Raw genomic sequence first — 19834 nt, 5'->3', positions numbered from 1 at the left:
CCCGTCCCACCAGAGCATGATACACCGGCTGCACAGATTGCAGTCAATGCAAAAAGGTGATCTAGCTAACTGTTTAGGCTGTCTAGTTGCTAAAGATGCTGTTGACCAGCGCGGCGGCGCTGTCGACGTACGGCATCGGCGTGTCTTCGGCATCCTTCGGCTCGCCACCCGCCCAGCGCTCGATGCCGGAGCGCACCGCCGTCAACGCCAGTGCCGCGATCAACGCGGGGATCTCGTCGTCGGGGCGCATGGCCTGGCGGCGCGCGACGATGTCGGTCAGCTGGTTCTGGAACCGTTCCAGCTCGGCAAGGAACGCCGCCAGGACCGCGGGGCTGCTTTTGGCGAGCTCCAGGCAGCCGGCCGCCTGTTCGCGCCGCGGGGGCGTGTCGCGCAGGTGGTGCGCCGCGAGGGTGATCAGCTCCGACAGCACCACGCGATACGGGGCGGGGCCGGCGGCGACGAAATCCTCGGCCAGCTCGGCCGGTAGGTCCGAGGGACCGTAGGCGATAGCGGACTCCTTGGTGGGGAAGTAGTTGAAGAACGTGCGCGTCGAAATCCCCGCCTCGACGCAGATGGCATCGATGGTCACCTTGTCGAAGCCGCGTTCCAGCGCCAGGCGCACCGCGGCGTCACGGATGTCCGCGCTGGTCTGGCGGTGACGCCGCTCGCGGAGACCCATCTGTTTCATCATGACACCCATAGTTGCACAAAACGCAAACTTTGCAGTCGACATCCTACGGCTCCGCTCGCCGACGCGGGATGCGCCGTGGTCGCGGCGCCCTACCGGTCGGCCCGAAAAGCGTTACCTGCCAAAGTATCTCACCGACCCGGTGGGGCCAGGGCGTCGCGCAGGTGATCGCATTGACTGGCGAAGAATTTCACCGAAACCGGTGCCTTGTCCGCGATTTGGTCGAAGGCGTGAAACGCGCCCGGGACGATCTCCTGGTGCACGGGAACGCCCGCCTCCCGTAGCCGTCGCGCGTAGTCGAGGCACTCCCGGTAGAACAGGTCCAACGTCCCGACCCCGATCCAGGCCGGTGCGAGGCCGGAGAGATCTTCGCGCCGCGCCGGCGCCGCCTCGGCGGGGTCCGCGCCGTTCAGGTACCACCGCCACGCCTGCTGGTTGTCGGTTTCGGTCCACATGAGCCGCTTGTGTCCGCCGCTATCTGCGCCGGTGCGGTCGTCGAGCATCGGGTACACCAGCATCTGAAAGGCAAGGTTGACGTCGTCGCGATCGTGAGCGCGCTGCGCCACGGCCGCCGCGAAATGTCCGCCGGCGCTGGCCCCGCCGACCGCGCCGCGGTCGGCGTCGACCCAGGATTGCCGCGCCAGCCACCGCAGCGCCGCGTAGCAATCCTCGACCGGGATCGGGTAGGGGTGCTCGGGGGCCAGCCGATGCTCCACCGCGGCCACCGCCACGCCGGTGACATGCGACAGCTTCCGCAGGAACTTGTCGTCCTGTGCGGCGTGGCCCATGACCGTGCCGCCGCCGTGGATCCACAGCATCGCCGGCGCCCTCGCGGGAAGGCCGGCCGGACGATGCAGCCGGACCGTGACGTGCTCGTCGACCGCGGCCACCGGGACGTTACGGATCCGGCCCGCGTTGCCCATCAGGTTCATGAGCCTGCGCTGGACTTTGTAGCCGCGATGCAGGGCATAACCGCGGGGCAGGAACCGGGCCGCCTTGCGCAGACCGGGATCCAACGCCTGCCGTGACGTGAACTCGTTCCCGGCGAATGTGCTTGCCATTGCGTGCTTCCTGGTCCCGTGGCCGGCCCCCGCTGACCATACATGACGCGGAAACTGTCGATGGGTATTCGCCGGATTGCCTTCGACGCGCAGAGGGTAAACCGAAACGTGGCTTCGACCCTGACCAAGATCATCAGCGTCCTGGACCCGCGCACCGGCGACACCGTGACGCAGGTCCCCATCGCGGAGCCGGCCGACTGCGATGACGCGATCCGGCGCGCCGCGGAGGCCGCCCCCGCCTGGGCGCGCAGCCCTGCGGCCGAACGGGCCGCCGCGATCGCCGCGGCGGCGGCCGACGTCCGCGCCGCCGCCCGCGAACTCGCGGAACTCAACGAGCGTGAGACCGGCAAACTGCGCGACGACGCCCTCGGCGGCGTGGACGCCGGGGTCGGCGCTCTCATGCAGTACGCCCAGCTCGGGCCGTTGCACCGCGGGCGCAGCCTGCAGGGCGGGTGGTCGGCGACCGATCTGATGGTTCCCCAGCCGCGCGGCGTGGTCGCGGTGCTGACGCCGTGGAACGATCCGGTGGCCGTGGCCGCCGGGCTGCTCGGGGCGGCGCTGGTGACCGGGAACACCGTCGTCCACAAGCCCAGCGAGCGCTGCCCGCAGACGGGTCGGCGATTCGCCGAGCTGCTGGCCGCCCAGCTGCCCGACGGGGTGCTGCAGATCGTGGACGGCGACGGAACGGTCGGTGCCCGACTGGCGGAGTCGGAGCGCGTCGACGTGGTAGCGCACGTGGGTAGCAGCGCGACCGGCCGAGCGATCGCCCGCGCCTGCGCCGAACGCGGCGCCAAGGCGCTGCTGGAGAACGGCGGCAACGACGCCTTGATCGTCGATGCCGGCGTCGACCCCGGCTGGGCGGCCGGCCAGGCCGCACTGGGCGCCTTCGCCAACGCCGGTCAGATCTGCGTGTCGGTGGAACGCATCTATGCCGTCGAATCGATCGCCGACGCGTTCGTCGGCGCATTGGCCGACGAGGCGGCGTCGTGGGCCGAGCGGATCGGGCCGCTGGTCGACGAGCGTCATCGCGACCAGGTGCACGCGCACGTCGAGGAGGCGGTCCGGCGCGGCGCCCACGTCTTGGCCGGCGGCGAACCGCGGCCGGGGCCGGGCGCCTTCTATCCGCCCACCGTGCTGACCGACTGCACGCCCGACATGCTGGTGATGAGCGAGGAGACGTTCGGTCCGGTCGCACCGGTGCGAATGGTGTCCGATTTCGCCGCCGCCCTGGCCGAGGCGGCCGACGATCGCTACGGGCTGGCCGCGACCGTGCTGACCGGCGATATGGCGCACGCGAAGGAGGCGTGGCACAGCCTGCCGGTGGGCACCGTCAAGATCAACAACGTGTTCGGTGGCGCCCCCGGGGGCGCGTCCCAGCCGCGCCGGGCCAGCGGCACCGGGTTCGGCTTCGGTCCCGAGCTGCTGGACGAGATGACCACGATGAAGGTGGTGCACTGGTCGCCTGCGGCCGGCGCACCTACGTGAGAAACACTTTGCCGGTTGCCCTTTCGGCGCGCTCGTCGATCTGGACCGGGTAGCCGGCACGCAGGATCTCCACCGTGGAGGGCGGGGTGAGCGCCGTCGCGGCGCCGGCTCTAGGGCGTGCCGGGATATCCGCATAGATGTTCGCGCGCCGGTCCCAGATCGCGAGGTGGTCGCCGACGACGACCGCCGGTCCCCGCTCGGTCATGACGAAGACTCCGTCGGGCAGGCTGCCCCAGGCGGCGCGATGATGGGTCACGCCGATCCGCTCGCGATGCAGCTGCGTATCCATGTCCTTGGCGTAAGGGATTGCGCCGCCGTGGGTTTCGGCCCAGAGCGTCCGGTACTGGCTGTATGAACTATGTCGGCATTCTGCGCACGGGCGGTGACCGGCGGCCAGCGCGACGGCCTCGTCCAGGAAGAACAGCGGCGTATACCGATTCGGCTCCCACTGCGCGACGCGACGGCCTCGGAAGGACAGGGCGCAGGTGATCCAGGTCTTGTGCTGATGATTGCGCAGGATTTCGCGGGCGCCGCGACCCTCGTGCAAGCGACCGCGGTTGCCCATCCACGCGCCACGGCCCGGCGCGGAAATGATGTCACCCATGGGCGAGACCCGGTTGCGAGCCGGCCCGCCCGTCGTCATCGGCTCCGCTCGAGATCCAGCAGGACACGCTTGGCGGCGGTACCCCCGCGATAGGCGCCGATCGTTCCGTCGGAACGGACCACCCGGTGGCACGGCACGAAAATGGGAATCGGGTTGGTCGCGCACGCCGTGCCGACCGCGCGCACGGCCCTGGGGGAGCCCGACAGTCCGGCCAGGGTGCCATAGCTGGCGGTCTGCCCGTAGCCGACGTCGACGCTGAGGTGTTCGAGAACCGTGCGCCGGAAACCTTGGGACAGCGACCAGTCCAGCGCGATGTCGAAGCGGCGGCGACGCCCGCTGAGGTATTCGTCGAGTTGTCGCGCAACGGGATCCAGCCGGGTGGGCGACTCGAGCACCCGCGGGCTGATGCGCTGCGCTAGGTCCTGCAGCACGCCGGCGCGGTCCTCGTTGGCGAACGCCACCCGCAGCAGCCCTCGGGGGGTTGCCGCCAACAGCAGCGGCCCCACGGCGGAATCCACTGTACGGTAAGCGATGTCGAGGAGGTCGCCAGCCTGGGCGTCGCATTCCAGCCGCGCGTGCAGGCGCCGAAGGTGGTCGCGGTCGACGGGGTAGTGCTTGGTCAGATCGGGTGTGCTCATTCGCGGTTCCTTGTGGTGTCGAGGCGGGGATAGGTGCGTCGGAGAGTGGCGATCCCGTCGGCTGCGGCCCGCCGGGCGGCGGCGACACTGCCGCCGAGAATGGCGGCGATGTCGGAATAGGGGAGACCGGCCAGGTAGTGGTAGGCCACCGCCTGCCGCTGCTTGGGGGGCAGCGCACCCACCGCGGCGTCAAGGTCGAGATCGTGGGTGTCGGCCGGTTCGCGGGCGGGGGACTCGGGGGGATCGGCGAGCGGGACGGCCCGCCGCGACGTCGCACGGGCCACGTCGATGGCTTTGCGGTGCGCGATCGTCACAAGCCACGCCTCGATGTTGGCGTCGCCCGGCAGCTGCGGATAGGCCTTCAAGGCGGCCAGGAACGTGTCCGACCAGGCGTCGTCGGCGTCGGCGTGACCGACCACCGCCCGAACGACCCGCAACACCGTGGCACCGTGGCGGACCACCACGGCCTCGAACGGCGGTTTGACGTGCCGAGGGACATTCACCGTTCGTGGTTCCTCCCTGACATTCGGCGACTCTTACTGGGAAGACGCCGGCGCGTTGTCGAATGTGAGAAGCGGATGCAACGAATCTAGAGCTCACGTTTCACGGGTGCTCATCGTTTACCGTGAAAGGAGGTTGGACGATGCGAACACGACACACGAAGATCGATAGCCCAGTCGGCGAGCTGACTTTGGTCGCCGGCGATGGCGCTCTGACGGGTGTGTATTTCCGGCACCACTGGCATCCGCCTACGGCGGAGGCGCTGGGGCGGTACGTCGGGCCCGGCGCCGACACCCTGGTCGATGAGACGGCCGAGCAGCTGCGCGAGTACCTGAGCGGCAAGCGCATTCGGTTCGATCTGCCCGTCGACCTGGCCGGGGACCCGCGTCAACGGCGAATCTGGGCACTGCTGCTCGACATTGGATACGGCGAGACGAGCACCTATGGCGCGCTGGCCGCGAAACTGTCCGACGGCACCACCGCCTACGAAGTCGGCCAAGCGGTGGGCCGCAACCCGCTGAGCATCGTGGTCCCGTGCCATCGGGTGGTCGGAAAGAACGGCGCACTCACCGGTTATGCGGGCGGTCTGAAGCGCAAGCGATTCCTGCTCGACCTGGAGGCACCGATACCCGCGGCGGCGGGCAGATTGTTCTGATGCCGTCGAAGTGGGACCGGCGAGTGGACGCCGCGGACTGGGCGGCGGTCGCCGCCGATATGAATGACGTTGGCGGCGCGCTGCTTCCGCAGCTGATGACCCCTAACGAGTGCGCGGCGATGCTTGCTCTCTACCGCGACGACGGGCTGTTTCGCGCCACCGTCGACATGACGCGCCACCGCTACGGGCAGGGTGAATACCGCTATTTCAAGCGGCCCTACCCGCGCCCCGTCGAAGAGCTCAAGCAGGCGCTCTACCCCCGGCTCTTGCCCATCGCCCGCGACTGGTGGACCAAGCTGCGCCGCGAGCCACCCTGGCCCGACACCCTCGACGAGTGGCTGGACATATGCCATCGCGCCGGCCAAACCAAACCCACGGCCCTGCTGCTCAAGTACGGGCCGGGTGACTGGAACGCGCTGCATCGAGACCTCTACGGGGACCTCATCTTTCCGCTGCAGGTCGTCATCAATCTGAACGAGCCGGGTGTGGCGCACACCGGCGGTGAGTTCCTGCTCGTCGAGCAGCGGCCGCGCGCGCAGTCCCGCGGCACCGCGGTCACGTTGCCGCAGGGGCACGGCTACGTCTTCACGACCAGGGAGCGGCCGGTCCGCTCGACCCGTGGATGGTCGGCCGCCCCGGTGCGCCATGGGGTTTCGGTGGTCCGTTCCGGTGAGCGCTGCACGCTCGGCTTGATCTTCCACGACGCCGCCTGAGGGTCTGCGGCACGATGGTGCTCATGGAGCTCTACGACGTCATGCGATCCACGCCCGCCGTACGCGAATTCACCGACGACCCGCTTCCCGATGACGTGCTCGCGCGCATACTCGACAACGCCCGGTTTGCGCCAACCGGCGGCAATCGGCAGGGCGTGCGCGTCATCGTGCTTCGCGACGAAAGGATCCGGGCGGCCCTGGCCGACCTCGGGCTGCCCGCCGCCCGCCGCTACACCGCGCAGCTCGCGCACGGTGAGTCGCCGTGGAATCCGTTGCAGCCGAGCCGCGTCGACGCGTCGACGATCGATGCGACGGAGCCGCCCGCGCAGATGTCGACCCCGATTCGCAAGGCGCCGGTGGTGCTGGTGATCTGCCTGGACCTTGCCGTCGTCGCCGCCACCGATCAGGACCTCGATCGCGTCGGCGTGGTGGGCGGGGCCTCGGTGTATCCGTTCGTGTGGAACGTGTTGCTGGCAGCGCGCAATGAGGGCTACGGCGGGGTGTTGACCACGATGGCCGTGGCCGAGGAGCCACGCGTCAAGGAGCTGCTCGGAGTGCCCGAACCGTACGCCATCGCCGCGGTCGTGCCGCTGGGCAAGCCGGTGCGGCAGGTGACGAAGCTGCGGCGGCGGCCGGTTGGGGAACTCGCGACGCGCGAGCGCTTCGACGGGGCACCGTTCAGCGGCTGAATCGGTCCTGGGTCACGAGAAGGGGCAGCCAGGATTTGCGGCATCCTCGGCCAGGGGTTTTCCCGACGGGAGGACGTAGATGATCTCCAAGATCACCGGCGTTGCGCCGAGATTGCGGCCAAGATGCACGTGTTCGGGCCCCGCGGGTTCGTTGATCGTGTCCCCCGGGTTGTAGACCCCGTCGACCGAGCAGTTGGCCGCGTAGTGGGTGAGTGTCCCCTGCTTGATCGCGCCGACCAAGCTGCCGTCGTGGAAATGCCAGCCTGTGCTACCGCCCGGGGCGATGGTGGTTTCGCGGATGACGAAATCTCTGCCATCCTCCGAGGACTGGTTCAGCGTGAGCGAACTCACTCCACTATCGGGTGTCGCGACGCATTCGCCGGGCGGTGTGATGACCGAAAGTGCGACGACAAGTGGGAAAACACCTACGGTGCGTGCGCGCATCACCACGGTCTCTTCTCTTCGGACACCGCCGCCTGCGGGTTTCGTCCCATCAGAGCAATGAACCGTCGTGGTGTCCAGTGCTGGCCTGCACCCGGAAACGGCTGGATAAACCCCTGACCACCTGCGATATCAGCGTTGACCCTCCTGATCTGTCGGGCGCGCGCGAACGGCTCGTCGCGGTACTGCTATGCTGAGCAGAACGTTGGCTGTCTCATTCGATGGCCAGCACGTCGTGAAACGCTTCTTCATCCTTCCGGCGCCCGCCCCGATCCAGTGGCTGACGCACTGAATCCGGCGCAGTTCGTATCGCGGCGATCGATTTTGCCCACCGGCAATCTCGCCACCCTGTGCTGACAGTCGCGCGCATCTCCCTGCCGACGCGGCACACCCGATGCTGAAAGACATCCAATTGACTACTGGCAATACGTTTGCCGATCTCGGCGTGGCCGAAGCACTCATCGAAGTGCTCACCGCGCGGGGGATCACCCATCCGTTCCCCATCCAAACCGAAACGCTTCCCGACACACTCGCCGGCCGTGACGTCCTCGGCCGCGGCAAGACGGGCAGCGGCAAGACGCTCGCCTTCTCGCTCCCCATGGTCAGCAGGCTGGTCGGTCATCCGCGCCGCCCGTCCCGGCCATCGGGTCTGGTGCTGGCCCCGACGCGGGAGCTTGCCAGCCAGATAACCGCCACGCTGGAACCGTTGGCCGCCGCCAACAACCTCCGGGTGACAACCATCTTCGGTGGCGTACCGCAAGGCAGGCAGGTAGCGGCGCTGAAATCCGGCGTCGACATCGTCGTTGCGTGCCCCGGTCGGCTCGAGGACCTGATGAAGCAACGCTTGATCAGCCTCGACTCGATCGAGGTCACGGTGATCGACGAAGCCGATCACATGGCCGATCTCGGCTTCCTTCCCGGCGTCACTCGGATCCTGGCGGCCACACCCAGCGGTGGTCAGCGGCTGCTGTTTTCCGCCACCCTCGACAACGGCGTCGACAAGCTCGTCAACCGGTTCCTGCACGACGCCGTGCTGCACTCCGTGGACGGCTCCAATTCGCCGGTGTCCGAGATGACCCATCACGTGTTCCACGTCTCGGGCGTTCAGGCCAAGAAGGAACTGGTACACCGGCTCGCCTCCGGCAATGGCCGCCGAATCCTGTTCATGCGCACCAAACATCAGGCGCGCAAGCTCGCCAAGCAGCTCACCGAATCGGGTGTCCCGGCAGTCGACCTGCACGGCAACCTGTCTCAACCGGCACGCGACCGCAACCTCGCCGCCTTCAGCACGGGTAGGGCTCGGGTGTTGGTCGCCACCGACATCGCCGCGCGCGGCGTGCACGTCGACGGAATCGAATTGGTGGTGCACATCGATCCGCCCGCCGAGCACAAGGCTTACCTGCACCGCTCAGGACGGACTGCGCGCGCCGGAAACGCCGGCGACGTCGTCACCGTGGTGCTGCCCGAGCAGCGCAAGGAGACCCACGCGCTGATGCGGCGCGCCGGCATCCGGGTCACTCCGCAGGAGGTCACCGTCGACTCGGCCGCCGTGCACGCGGTGGCCGGCGAAATAGCGCCCTACCGGGCGCCGGCACCGCCGAGGCCGGTAGCGTCACATCCGTCGCAGCCTCGCCGTCCGGGTACCGGCGGTCGCCGACGTGGTCGGCGTTCCACCCGCGCGCAGGGCTGATTTTGTTAGCAGCACAACGGGTTTCGCTAATGAGCCGGGTCGTGCTAATTTGATCGTGTGGATGTTTTTGGTACATCCCGCATTTAGATGAGAGAAGAAAGTAAATGGCACAGGGAACTGTGAAGTGGTTCAACGGTGATAAGGGCTTCGGCTTCATCACCCCTGACGACGGCGCGAAGGACCTCTTCGTGCACTACTCCGAGATTCAGGGCTCCGGCTACCGCTCGCTCGAGGAGAACCAGCGTGTTCAATTCGAGGTTGGGCAAGGGGCCAAGGGGCCTCAGGCAACTGGAGTCTCTGCCGTCTAGGAACCTCACACTCGTGACAGTGGGCTGGTGCGTTGCTTCGCACCAGCCCACTGGCGTTTCTTGATTACGCTGCGTCGGGGATGGGAGAGCGGCACAGCGCGAAGGAAGATGCGGCCCGCTTCTTCACCCGACATCTGAAGTGAGGCCGTTCGGACACGTTGCACGGCGTGGCGGTTGGATTCCAAGACCCTGCCGCGGCAACCTATTTCGTCACAGTCATGAATTAGGGCACTGCGGCGCCCCGCGGCTGTCTTCGCCGGCGGGAGCGTGTCGGTGCCATTAGAACGCTTGCGTCGACGCGACGCGCGTACTCGGGGAGGGGGCGGCGTCGGAAACGACGGACAACGCCAAGTCGTGCCGTGATCTAACCCTAGCGATCGCAATGGCGCCTTGGCGCGTGGTACCGATGAGCGAGGTCGTCGGCTCGGATTGCAGGCGAGCGGCAAGCGTTCAATGACCGTGCGCGGCAGCGCAATTCGTCACAGTGACGTATTGTGCGGTATGGGGGTGCGGTGGAAGAAGGGCCCGCCAAGCGCGCGCGGTCGCCATTGCCGACGGACGCATCTCCGCTCCGTCGGCGGCCGCGAGTGTTCGATCGAACGGGGCAGACTGTGCGTATACACGACCCTGGGCGTTCGGTCGCCGGGGAAGCCAAGAGCCAATCGTTGTCTGAGGTCAGCCGCCTGCGGCGAAGTCGCTTTACCAGGCTTTACCGATAAGCGACATTATGTCAAGTAAACTACTGCACGTGCGTTTGATGAATCATCGTCAGTTCCCGTGCCGACCACCGCTCCTCCCCGCGGTTTTCAGTTGCCGCGCAGAGCCTTCGTCAACCACTCGTGGGTGCGGATCAAGACCGATGTTCCCGGGGCGTCGGGTATGGTGGGTGGCGTAAATCGGGGCCGCCGTGCGGCGAATATCCGCTGGTGAGTCGGTTGTGCTGTCCGGGAGTGAGCTTGCGCGCGCCGGGTTGCCTTACGGGGAGGTGGCGTGCGCGGGAGCGGCTGTACCTGTTGGACGGAGTTCGTCCAGATCCGCGAGTACTTCGGCGATGTGTGAGCGTGCCGGCGCAGGTGCGGCCTGGGATAGATCACCCTCACCGATCGGTGACAAATTGCTGCCTGATTTCTTCACAGATCGCCGCGAGCTTTGGGACGCACTGCGCAAGCGCGGGCCGGTCGTGTTTATCGAGGACAGCGCGTTTATGAATGGCTATTGCCTCACACGGGCCGATGACGTGCTCGCAGCGCTGCATAACCCGGAAGTGTTTTCGCTCAACCCCGTTTTGGATCGGCCGGAGCATGCGCGCTGGCGCGCAATCTTGCAGCCGCTATTGAATTCCCGCGCGGTGAAACAGATGCAACCCGCGTTGCAAGATCAGGCCGCGGCGGTGGTCGAAGCGGTGGCCGCGCAGGGTAGTTGTGAGGTGATCGCCGATGTTGCGGAGCCATTCGCGGCCCGGGTTCTTCTCACAGTGTTGGGGTTGCCGCCGCAAGACTGGGATAGGTTGCTGCGCTGGGAGAAAGCGCTTTGGGCGATCCAGCGGGCGCCTCTGGCCGCGGTCACAGGTGTCCGTTTCCAGGATTTGGTGCAAAAATTCGAGATGCTCGCCTATTTGGCGGAGGCTTTCGCGCAGCGCCGCGCCAGCCCTGATATTGCGGGTGTTATGTCGCGGTTGGTTGCCGGTGACGATGGGTTCGACGAAGCTGACGCGTGCGCGGTAGTTGAGATGCTGATCGCTGCAAGCATCACGCCGTTTAGGAGCGCGGTGGGTTTCGTGTTTCTTGACCTTGCCCGCGACCCGCGGCTATGCGCTTCGCTCCGCGAAAACCCCCCAGGGATTGAGGGGTTCGTCGAAGACGTGCTGCGCCGCGAGCCGCCGGCCCCGGTGATTATCCGCAGGGCCGCTCAGAACGTCACCGTGGCGGGTGTCGAGATACCGGCAGGGGCCCGGGTCGGGCTGTGCGTAGGGGCGGCCATCCAAGAAGACATGGCGGACGGCCACGGGTCGCGGGCGGACTACTGGGCGTTCGGCGGGGGCCCGCACCGCTGTGTGGCCGTCAGTCTGGCGAAAACGGCGTTGACTGTGTTGGTCAGCGAATGGTTACGCACTATCCCCGCGTTCCGGTTAGACGCTGAGTCCGTGCCGCCGGTTATCCTCGAGGACGCGGTCCGGCTATCGAGTTTGCCGCTGCGCTGGCATTAAGTCAGACCGCGCGGGTAATTGCCGTAGATGCCGCGCTCGTCGCCAGTTTCAGCTCAGCACCGCGCGACACACAGTCCGGTTACGGCCGCCGCGCCCGCGGCCGTGAGCGCGGCACCAGCGGACCGTAGTGAAGCCTTCCGTTTCGCCGCGCCGCTTGAGCGCGAGGAACATCGCTTCGTCCTTGGGAACCCTGCCAGGTTCAGGGGGACCTGTTGCGATCAGGAGCCCGGTCGTGCGCCTCGTCGACCTCCGTTGGTCGGACAGAACTTAACGCGGTAGGCGATGCGCTGGGCCGAATTGTCCACTCTCCGGACATCGGTTTGTCGCCCCCGCCGCAACGGTCCTAGCGTTCCATCGTGATGAACGGCAATGAAATGGTGGAGCTCTGGGAGCGGCATACCCGCTACGAATTCGACGTCAGGAACGCAGATCTCGCGGTGTCGACGATGGTCCCCGAGGCGCGGGTCATGCACCTGCCGACGATGAGCGGCGCATCCGGACGCGACGCTCTGCGCGCCTATTACGCCGACGTCTTCATCCCAGGGCAGCCGCCGGACACGGAGCTTGACCTCATTGACCGCTCGATTGGTGAAGACGTCTTGGTCGATGAGTGCATCATCCGGCTCACCCACGACCGCGTGGTGCCGCATCTTCTTCCCGGCGTGGCCCCGACGGGTGTGCTGCTCGAGATCGCCTTCGTCGTGATCGTCAAGTTCCGGGACGGCTTGATGCTGAGCGAGACGCTCTACTGGGATCATGCTCAAGTGCTGCGCCAAGCCGGTCTGCTGTCTGCGGCCGGACTCCCGCTGCCCGACACGTCCGACATCACCGGCTACTTGCGCGACTCGAGGATCCGTTGATGCAGCGCGTGGCGCGAGTGGGACCACGGGCCAGTGTCACCGGAGCCAGAAGGTACGCTGTCGCATGGCCTTTACTGCTGGAAAGCCCGAACCAGTCGGCCCAGCCCGAGGCGTCATCCAGAGTGCGTTCGCACTTCTTGAGTTGGTCTCCGAGTTGCAGCCGGTGCGGCTGGTGGATCTCAGCGCAGCAGCACGGCTCCCCCATCCGACGGTGCATCGACTCCTTCGCCAGCTGGTAGATGTGGGAGCAGTTCGGCGGGACGGGACGCGTTACTGCTTGGGCGCAACTGTGCTCCGTCTCGGTGCGACGGTCACGCCGGTGGCCCGACTGCGCGTCGCGTCGCGGCGGCCCATGGCCGAACTCGCGGCGCTTACCGGGGCAGCCGTATGCCTGTCGGTCGACTTGGGCGACGGCCCCGTATACCTCGACACGCTCGACGCCCGAACACCCGTCCGCTACATCGCGAAGACGGGTGACGCCGTCCCGCCGGAAACGGCGCAAGCCCGCGCGCACCATAGCTGCGCAACTAGGGTTCCGCTTGTTGACGCCGGGCAGGTGGCAGCCGACTACAGCTGCGCCGCGATGGCGATTCCGCTTGGATCATCGGGCGTCGCTGTCGTGTCCACGTTGCTACCGACGGGCCGTCCCCCGGCCGGGATGATCGAAGCCACTCGCCGGACAGCAGAACGCATCACCACTTCACTGCGGCCGTCCGTCCCAGATCGATCGACCAGCCCGACATGATCGCCTGACCGCACACGAACAAGCGGTCCCCTAAGCCCTTGAGGGCCCGGTGTTGAGCCGTCGCCGTCGCGATAGCAGCCGGTCTAGGGAGTATCTGTTATCAGCGCGGAACGCAATGACCGCGGCGAGAAAGATCGTGTGAACGAGCTGATCGCCGATCAGGTCGAAACGTTCAATCGACGTCGCGCCGAAGATCAGGATCATCATGACGCAGCTGGCCGCCACCGCGGCCGTGCGTGTCATGGCGCCGGCCACCAACAGCAGTCCGCTCAGCAACTCCACAAACGGCAAGACATAGCCGCACCCGGAGACCAGCGCCGGAGGCAGAAGCGATGTGTGAAACTCGCTCATCAAGCCAGCGTGAAAGACACCCAGCTTCGGCAGCCGAACCACACCATGCCCAACCAGACTGACCCCAATGGCGAGGCGCACGACGAGATAGGCCAGAGTGCGATCTTCTGCGGCTGGCATCCTGTTCTCCCCCACAACATCCGAGTGCGCACATAAGTGGACCGTCTATCGTCGCGAAGAAGGTTGTAGCCGCTGTTCATCGTGTTCCACTGCGGCCCAGTCCTTTCCGCTTGCTGAGGCTGCGGCACGGCCTCAACGAACTCTGCCACCTCCGCAACCGGGACCGCCTCGGCGCCGACGATGCGGCGCAGTACCGGATCAACACTCGTCGGTGACCCGGACGCGGTTTACCTCGGCGTAGTCGACCGGCTCCCCACAGGCATCGCAAGTGTGACCGACCGACAACTCGTGGTCGCGATGACGCATCGAGATCGGCGGCTGCTCGACCGCCCACCGGTTACCCCATTGGCGCAGCACCTGCAGCACCGGAATCAGGCCACGACCTGCCTCGCTGAGGTAATAGCCCCAGCGCGGCGGCGCCTCTTGGTACGTCGCGCGCTCGAGGACGCCAGCGGCGACGAGTTCCTTGAGCCGGGCGGTCAGGCGGTCGCGTGGGGCGCCGGTGTTCCGCGCGATCTCGCCGAAGCGGTGGTGCCCGAGATGGACCTCGCGAATGATCAGCAGGGACCACCGGTCCCCCACGATCTCCAAGGCGGCGGCGATCGCGCAGGGCCTCCCCCGGACCGTCGGGGTCTGCAACGGTCCCGGCGGTTGGGCGGCGCTTACGGACATAAGCTCTAGGTTTGCATATCAAACCGTGGTATCGCTAGTCTGCTGCCTGTGACGGTCTGGAAATCAAACCGCGCTACGGCGCGGTGGATCATGTCCACCGTGGTCGTGGCGGCGGTGTTCATGTCGAACCTGGACCTCTGGATTGTCAATGTCGCCCTTGTAGACATCGGGCGCGGCTTCGGCAGCTCACTGTCCGCCGCCTCCTGGGTGCTCAACGCGTACGCCATCGCGCTGGCCGCGCTGCTGATACCGGCGGGGCGCCTCGGTGACCGGTTCGGCCAGCGAAGGGTTTTTCTCCTTGGCATCGCGGTGTTCACTGTCGCCTCGCTGGCCTGCGCCGTTGCTCCCAATCTCGCCGTCCTGGTGGCCGCGCGGGTCCTGCAATCGGTCGGCGCCGCCGCGCAACTGCCGACATCCCTGGCCTTGCTGATGGCCTCGGTGGAACCGCATCGCCGTACCAACGTGGCCCGCGGCTGGGCCGCCGTTGGCGGGCTTGCCGCGGTCTGCGGGCCAGTGCTCGGAGGGGTCCTGGTCACCTTCAGCTGGCGGTGGGTATTCATGGTGAACCTGCCTGTCGGCCTCGCGGCGTGGCTCCTCGGCCGCCGTGTCCTGCCGTTCGAACCGGCCCGCCGCGACGACCGATTGCCCGACCTCGTCGGCAGTGCCTTGTTGATCGTCGCGGTGGCCGCTCTGACCGGTGCGCTGGTGCAGGCGCCCATCTGGGGATGGGTCTCGGCGGGCACGGTCGCGTTGGCGGCGCTCGCCATGCTGGGTACCGCTGGGTTCCTGTGGCGGACGGCGCGGCACCCGCACCCGCTGCTCGAACTGCCGCTGCTGAAGATCCGTAACTTCGCCATTGCCAACGTTGCGTTCTTCTGCTTCGGCGCCGCCTTCGCCATCATGCTTCTGTCGAACTCGCTTTGGTGTCAGGATATTTGGCACTACAGCGTGTTGCGCACCGGTCTCGCGATGGCGCCCAGCCCGGCCCTGGTGCCGGTCGTCACCATCGGGTCCGCCCGGCTCGTTCACCGCATCGGTCCCGGCCGCGTGGCCGCGATCGGAAGCACGCTGTTCGCCGCCTCGCTAGTTTGGCGAATCGTCTTCGCCAGGGCCGCGCCACATTACGTGACCGATCTGCTCCCCAGCATGCTGCTCAGCGGAATCGGGGTCGGACTGACGCTGAGCACTCTCATGGCCGCCGGCGCCACCGCCCTGCCGCCGGCACGCGCCGCCACGGGTTCGGCGCTGGTCAACTCCGGTCGCCAGGTGGCCTCGGCGCTTGGCGTGGCCATCCTGGTGACCGCCCTGGGGCCCACCGCCTCGGTGCGCGACTTCGACGTCGGCTGGTGGCTAGCGCTCGCCTTCATCGCCGCGACCGTGGTTATCAGTCTCACCCTGCCGCACGTCCGCTCCGAGGTGTCTGCCTCCGTGGCGGTTCCGAGGCGCTCGCTGACCGGTCCAGTCGTCGAAATGTCCTGACGAACAGGCGAGACACCGCCTCCCCCGGTGACACCTAAACGCGAACGCTCATGTTTTTAATCGCTAGACTGACCGCATGCCGAAGGTGTCCGACGAGTACCGCGCCAGTCGGCGCGCCCACATATTGGCGGCGGCGCGCCGCTGCTTCGTGCGCGACGGATTCCACGGCACCTCAATGCAGGACCTGGTGAACGAGGCCGGGATCTCCTCTGGCGCGGTCTACCGCTACTTCCCCAGCAAGGACGCGGTCATCGAGGCGATCGCCGCCGAAAACCTCGAGCAGGTGGTCTCGGTGATCCGTCAATCCGTCGAGGACGGCCTGCCCGCCGAGGCGGCCATCGCGGCCGTCCTCGAGTTCGTCACCGAACGCCACGCCCAGGACGGCTTCGCGGCGATCGCCTTGCTCGTATGGACGGAGGCGTTGCGGAACCCGGCCCTGGCCGAACTCCTGCGCAACGCCAATGCCGCTGCGGGGCAACTGTTGAGCTCGGGACGGGCGAAGAGCCGCAGCCGTGGCCCCGCGGTGAACGATGTGCTGCTGTGTGTGCTGCCGGGCTACCTGATGCAGTTGGCCCTCGGCGGTCAGGCGTCGGTGGATCGCGTGCCGCACACCGTGAAGGGAATCTCTGCCGACCCGCCCGTCGGCGCGCGTCGCAGGCCGTAGCGGCAAGTCGTCTAAAAAAACATGAACGTTCGCGTTTGACATCGCTGCGCGACCGGTGTCATGCTTGGAACGTGAGTACTCATTCACCTTAGGGGCCGCGTCGCCCCACGCACGAGCACATCGCCGTCGCCAGCGGAGGAGTTGAAAACGTGAGTGACGCAACACCATTCGGTACTTTTGGTCGTTTCGCGGAGACACCGGTAGCCGCGATGCCACCTGACATGAAGGACGCGTACGACTACACCCGGAAGCTGCGCGGGCTGGTGCCGGGTCCGCACAGAATCTGGCTGGCCAACCCGACATTGTCCCGGACGATCGTCCCCACGGGCGCCTACTACCAGAGCGACTCGACGCTGACCAAAGCGGAGATCGAGATCGCGACCAATCTGGTCTGCGGCCATTGGGGCAGCGCGTACGCCAGCTACGAACACGAGATCATCGGCGAGCGGGACGGCCGGCTGCAGCCGGACCGCGTCGAGGCCCTGATCGCCGGCGCGCCGACGTCCTTCGACGACCCGCGCGAACAGGTCGTCTACGAGTTGTCCTCGGCGTTGCTCGCCGCGCGTGTGGTCCCCGTGGGCCTGTATCGGCGGGCAAAGGCGCTGCTGGGGGATGCCGGCATCGTCGACGTCACGGTGTTGCTGGGCTGGTTCACGATGGTCTGCATGACCCTCGGTGCGTACGACGTGCCGGCGAACGCGACGGGTCTGGACCAGTGAGTGCCACTTACGGTTTGGGCGGCCGCCTGGCGCTGGCTGATCCCGAAGCGCTGACCGGCTCCCAGCGGGAATTGTTGGAGCGCATCGCTTCCACCGCGGTGCCCTGGGCCCAAGCGAGCGGCTTCGCGGCGACCACCATCGACGGCCGGCTCATCGGCCCGTTCAACCCGAGCCTGCTGAACCCCGCCCTCGCCACCGCGTTCTTGACATTGCAGGCCGCAGAACAGGAACACACGTCACTCGACGAGCAAGTCCGGCAAGTGGTCATTCTCACCGTCGGTGCAGTCCGGCAAGCACCCTACGAGCTCTACGCCCATACCGCGGTCGCCCGGGACGCGGGGCTCTCCGGCACCGTCGTCGCCGAGCTGGCCGACGGCGGTGAGCCTGGCGCACTCACCGACGCGCAGCGGGCCGCCCACCGTCTCGCCCGGGCACTGTCGACCGGCGGCCCCGTCAGCGACGACGTGTATGACGATGCGGAGCAGATCCTGGGCAGCACTGGCGTTTTCGACATCGCCATGCTCTCCGGCATCTACCAGACGGTCTGCAACGTTCTGACGGCCTTCGCCATCCCCGCCCCCGAGGACCCGCACCAGCGCTGAAAGGATCATTATGCCCCTTCCGCCGCTCCCCGCCGTCACGTTGACGCCCGTGGCCCTATTTCCGGAGAAGTACTTCCTGGAAAACCTCGCCGTTCGCGCCGACGGCTCTGTCCTGATCACCGCCGTCCTGCAGAAGGAACTCTGGTACGTCGCACCCGCCGCGCCCGGCGCGATGGTCGAACCCGTACTGGTGCACACCTTCGACCAGCTGGTGACCGGCATCGTCGAGGTCCTCCCCGAGGTCTTCGTCGTCAACCTCACCCTCGCCTACACCACCGGCGAATCATCCTTGGTACGAATAGATCTCACCCGGTGGCGACCCGGCGACCCGGTGGTGCCGGAGACCATCTACCGCTTCGACGACCGCGCCCGCGGACTCAACGGCAGCTGCCTGCTTGGACCGGGAGTGCTGGCCGTTGCGGACTGCTTTGCCGGTCTGATCTGGCGGGTGGACCTCACCGACGATGCGCACACGGCCACCGCGCGGGTGTGGTCGATGCATGACACCATGGCGTTCGACCCGGACAGCGACCTGCCGCCGCCCCCGCAACCGGGAGTCAACGGCGTCCGCTACTGTCCGCAGACCGGCTACCTGTACTACACCTCGACCGCGCAGAAAGTGTTCATGCGTGTCGCCGTCGACCCCGAAACACGTGATCCAGCAGCGTCACCCGAGTTCGTGGCCGCGATCGACAACGCCGACGACTTCTGTGTCGACCCCGACGCCGGGTTCGCCTACGTGACCCGCCACCGGGCCAATACCCTCGACCGGGTGCCCCTGGCGCCGCGCCACGGCAGCGAAGTGCGCCACATCGCCGGCGACCCCTTCGACGAAACCCTCGTCGGGCCGTCCAGTGCCGCGTGGGGCCGCGGTCCAGGGGACCCGGGCCGGGTGCTCTACGTCACCACCGACGGCGGCACCACCGCTCCCCCGCACGGAATTCTGCGCAACGCCGCGCTGCTGCGCGTCGAGCTCGACTACTCCGCTACGGAGCGGTCATGACGCGTCGCAGCGAAATGGTCGCGGCCGGCTCGGCTTTGATCGAGACATACGTCGACGGAGACGGCCCGTCCATCGTGATTATCCCGTCCTACGGACGCGACGGAGGTGCGGACTTCGATCCCCTCACGGCTGCGCTCGTCGGAGCCGGCTACCGCGTGCTGCGGCCGCAGCCGCGCGGCATCGCCCGCTCGGTGGGTGCGATGAACGCCGTGACGTTCGAGGACATGGCGGACGACATCGCCGCCGTGATCGACAATCTCGCCGAGGGGCCCGCGGTCGTGCTCGGACACGCCTTCGGAAACTTCGTCGCCCGGGCCACCGCAGCGCATCACCCCGACAAGGTCGCGGCAGTCGTCCTGGCCGCTGCATCCGGTAAAACCGTTGCCGCGGAGGTAAATTCGGCACCCATGCGCGCCGGTGACCCGTCGCTGCCGGAAACCGAGCGACTGGCCGCGCTGCGTCTGGCTTTCTTCGCCCCCGGCCATGACGCGTCGATCTGGTTGACCGGCTGGTACCCGCATACCCTGGCCATGCAGGTCGACTGCGCCCGCCGCGCCGACGTAACCCGCTACTGGGGCGCAGGCAGCGCGCCGGTGTTCGAGCTCGTCGCCGCACTCGACCCATTCCACCACCGGGACGAATGGGGCGACCTTCACGCATGCTACGGCGACCGCATCACCACTGTTGTCATCGACGATGCCAGCCACGCACTTTTCCCCGAGCAACCTGACCTGGTCGCCGATGCGATCTTGGGTTATTTGCGGTCCAATTTTTCGCCATGGCCAAAGATGGAGGCGAAGCGGCCGCGGTCGCCGAGCCCGTGACACACGGGGTTTGCGCGGCATTCCGCATCCAGGCTAGTCAGCGACGGTGAGGTGTTGCGCTGCCTCGAAATAACGGTCGCTAGAAGCGGGTTGGGGGACAATATGAGAGCGATCGG

At 67.1% G+C, this 19834-nt stretch carries 23 protein-coding genes; 15 read left to right on the top strand and 8 right to left on the bottom strand.

Features of this window, described 5'->3' with window-relative positions:
• Positions 1 to 82: 82 nt before the first annotated feature.
• Positions 83 to 691, bottom strand: coding sequence for a TetR/AcrR family transcriptional regulator (locus tag A5696_RS02015; protein ID WP_067872898.1), 609 nt, complete (start codon positions 689 to 691; stop codon positions 83 to 85).
• Positions 692 to 819: 128 nt separating this feature from the next.
• A complete protein-coding gene (locus tag A5696_RS02010) occupies positions 820 to 1749 on the bottom strand; it encodes an alpha/beta hydrolase (RefSeq protein ID WP_067872582.1) in 930 nt (309 codons plus the stop codon).
• A 132-nt stretch (positions 1750 to 1881) separates the two neighbouring features.
• Between A5696_RS02010 and A5696_RS02005 the strand changes: the two genes are divergently transcribed.
• Positions 1882 to 3234: an aldehyde dehydrogenase gene (locus A5696_RS02005; RefSeq protein WP_067872895.1), complete on the top strand. Its 1353-nt coding sequence runs from the start codon at positions 1882 to 1884 to the stop codon at positions 3232 to 3234.
• Here A5696_RS02005 and A5696_RS02000 read toward each other — a convergent pair.
• Genes A5696_RS02000 through A5696_RS01990 form a run of 3 tightly spaced genes read right to left on the bottom strand, consistent with a single transcriptional unit; the run spans position 3227 to position 4979 of the window.
• Positions 3227 to 3838: a hypothetical protein gene (locus A5696_RS02000; RefSeq protein WP_231964200.1), complete on the bottom strand. Its 612-nt coding sequence runs from the start codon at positions 3836 to 3838 to the stop codon at positions 3227 to 3229. The two genes, A5696_RS02005 and A5696_RS02000, sit on opposite strands and share 8 nt — an antisense overlap.
• 35 nt (positions 3839 to 3873) lie before the next feature.
• Positions 3874 to 4476, bottom strand: a complete 603-nt coding sequence (locus tag A5696_RS01995) for a methylated-DNA--[protein]-cysteine S-methyltransferase (protein WP_067872567.1) — start codon at positions 4474 to 4476, stop codon at positions 3874 to 3876.
• Positions 4473 to 4979 carry an RNA polymerase sigma factor gene (locus A5696_RS01990; protein WP_067872565.1) on the bottom strand — a complete coding sequence of 169 codons (507 nt, stop codon included), beginning with the start codon at positions 4977 to 4979 and terminating at the stop codon, positions 4473 to 4475. The genes A5696_RS01995 and A5696_RS01990 overlap by 4 nt, the downstream gene beginning before the upstream one ends.
• Before the next feature lie 140 nt (positions 4980 to 5119).
• On the opposite strand from A5696_RS01990, the gene A5696_RS01985 reads away from it, so the two are divergent.
• Genes A5696_RS01985 through A5696_RS01975 form a run of 3 tightly spaced genes read left to right on the top strand, consistent with a single transcriptional unit; the run spans position 5120 to position 7034 of the window.
• Complete coding sequence (locus A5696_RS01985) at positions 5120 to 5632, top strand: methylated-DNA--[protein]-cysteine S-methyltransferase (protein WP_067872562.1); 513 nt, start codon at positions 5120 to 5122, stop codon at positions 5630 to 5632.
• On the top strand, positions 5632 to 6345 hold the full coding sequence (locus tag A5696_RS01980) for a 2OG-Fe(II) oxygenase (protein WP_067872560.1): 714 nt from the start codon (positions 5632 to 5634) through the stop codon (positions 6343 to 6345). Before A5696_RS01985 ends, A5696_RS01980 begins: the two co-directional genes overlap by 1 nt.
• A gap of 23 nt (positions 6346 to 6368) precedes the next feature.
• Positions 6369 to 7034: a nitroreductase family protein gene (locus tag A5696_RS01975; RefSeq protein WP_067872892.1), complete on the top strand. Its 666-nt coding sequence runs from the start codon at positions 6369 to 6371 to the stop codon at positions 7032 to 7034.
• 12 nt (positions 7035 to 7046) lie between these two features.
• On the opposite strand, the gene A5696_RS01970 is transcribed toward A5696_RS01975, so the two are convergent.
• Positions 7047 to 7385, bottom strand: coding sequence for a cupin domain-containing protein (locus tag A5696_RS01970; RefSeq protein WP_231964199.1), 339 nt, complete (start codon positions 7383 to 7385; stop codon positions 7047 to 7049).
• A 502-nt stretch (positions 7386 to 7887) separates the two neighbouring features.
• Here A5696_RS01970 and A5696_RS01965 point away from each other — a divergent pair.
• From A5696_RS01965 to A5696_RS29025, 5 genes are all read left to right on the top strand, one after another.
• On the top strand, positions 7888 to 9165 hold the full coding sequence (locus A5696_RS01965; protein WP_067872889.1) for a DEAD/DEAH box helicase: 1278 nt from the start codon (positions 7888 to 7890) through the stop codon (positions 9163 to 9165).
• Positions 9166 to 9269: 104 nt separating this feature from the next.
• Positions 9270 to 9473 (top strand): cold-shock protein, encoded by a 204-nt coding sequence (locus tag A5696_RS01960; protein WP_067872553.1) that lies wholly within the window; start codon positions 9270 to 9272, stop codon positions 9471 to 9473.
• Between the two features lie 1051 nt (positions 9474 to 10524).
• The gene (locus A5696_RS01955) at positions 10525 to 11679 is read left to right on the top strand and encodes a cytochrome P450 (RefSeq protein ID WP_156763003.1); all 1155 of its coding nucleotides are present in this window, start codon (positions 10525 to 10527) and stop codon (positions 11677 to 11679) included.
• Positions 11680 to 12035: 356 nt separating this feature from the next.
• Positions 12036 to 12539: a hypothetical protein gene (locus A5696_RS01950; RefSeq protein ID WP_156738218.1), complete on the top strand. Its 504-nt coding sequence runs from the start codon at positions 12036 to 12038 to the stop codon at positions 12537 to 12539.
• A complete protein-coding gene (locus A5696_RS29025; protein WP_082956238.1) occupies positions 12436 to 13284 on the top strand; it encodes a helix-turn-helix domain-containing protein in 849 nt (282 codons plus the stop codon). Before A5696_RS01950 ends, A5696_RS29025 begins: the two co-directional genes overlap by 104 nt.
• A gap of 30 nt (positions 13285 to 13314) precedes the next feature.
• Here the strand turns inward: A5696_RS29025 and A5696_RS01945 are convergent, their stop codons facing one another.
• Both A5696_RS01945 and A5696_RS01940 read right to left on the bottom strand, forming a co-directional pair.
• Positions 13315 to 13755 (bottom strand): DoxX family protein, encoded by a 441-nt coding sequence (locus A5696_RS01945; protein ID WP_067872886.1) that lies wholly within the window; start codon positions 13753 to 13755, stop codon positions 13315 to 13317.
• 198 nt (positions 13756 to 13953) lie between these two features.
• Positions 13954 to 14427 (bottom strand): helix-turn-helix domain-containing protein, encoded by a 474-nt coding sequence (locus A5696_RS01940; protein ID WP_067872545.1) that lies wholly within the window; start codon positions 14425 to 14427, stop codon positions 13954 to 13956.
• A gap of 48 nt (positions 14428 to 14475) precedes the next feature.
• On the opposite strand from A5696_RS01940, the gene A5696_RS01935 reads away from it, so the two are divergent.
• From A5696_RS01935 to A5696_RS01910, 6 genes are all read left to right on the top strand, one after another.
• Positions 14476 to 15906 carry a DHA2 family efflux MFS transporter permease subunit gene (locus A5696_RS01935; protein ID WP_156738217.1) on the top strand — a complete coding sequence of 477 codons (1431 nt, stop codon included), beginning with the start codon at positions 14476 to 14478 and terminating at the stop codon, positions 15904 to 15906.
• Positions 15907 to 15982: 76 nt separating this feature from the next.
• Positions 15983 to 16570: a TetR/AcrR family transcriptional regulator gene (locus tag A5696_RS01930; protein ID WP_067872539.1), complete on the top strand. Its 588-nt coding sequence runs from the start codon at positions 15983 to 15985 to the stop codon at positions 16568 to 16570.
• A 209-nt stretch (positions 16571 to 16779) separates the two neighbouring features.
• Positions 16780 to 17289 (top strand): carboxymuconolactone decarboxylase family protein, encoded by a 510-nt coding sequence (locus A5696_RS01925; RefSeq protein ID WP_231964198.1) that lies wholly within the window; start codon positions 16780 to 16782, stop codon positions 17287 to 17289.
• Entirely contained in the window at positions 17286 to 17891 is a 606-nt protein-coding gene (locus A5696_RS01920) for a carboxymuconolactone decarboxylase family protein (RefSeq protein ID WP_067872533.1), read from the top strand. The genes A5696_RS01925 and A5696_RS01920 overlap by 4 nt, the downstream gene beginning before the upstream one ends.
• Positions 17892 to 17901: 10 nt before the next feature.
• On the top strand, positions 17902 to 18894 hold the full coding sequence (locus tag A5696_RS01915) for a hypothetical protein (RefSeq protein WP_067872530.1): 993 nt from the start codon (positions 17902 to 17904) through the stop codon (positions 18892 to 18894).
• On the top strand, positions 18891 to 19718 hold the full coding sequence (locus A5696_RS01910) for an alpha/beta fold hydrolase (protein ID WP_067872527.1): 828 nt from the start codon (positions 18891 to 18893) through the stop codon (positions 19716 to 19718). Before A5696_RS01915 ends, A5696_RS01910 begins: the two co-directional genes overlap by 4 nt.
• Positions 19719 to 19834 lie beyond the last annotated feature (116 nt).

This window comes from Mycobacterium sp. E2699 (assembly GCF_001666745.1).
Classification (GTDB): Bacteria; Actinomycetota; Actinomycetes; order Mycobacteriales; family Mycobacteriaceae; genus Mycobacterium.
This window is presented reverse-complemented; position numbering and strand designations above follow the sequence as displayed.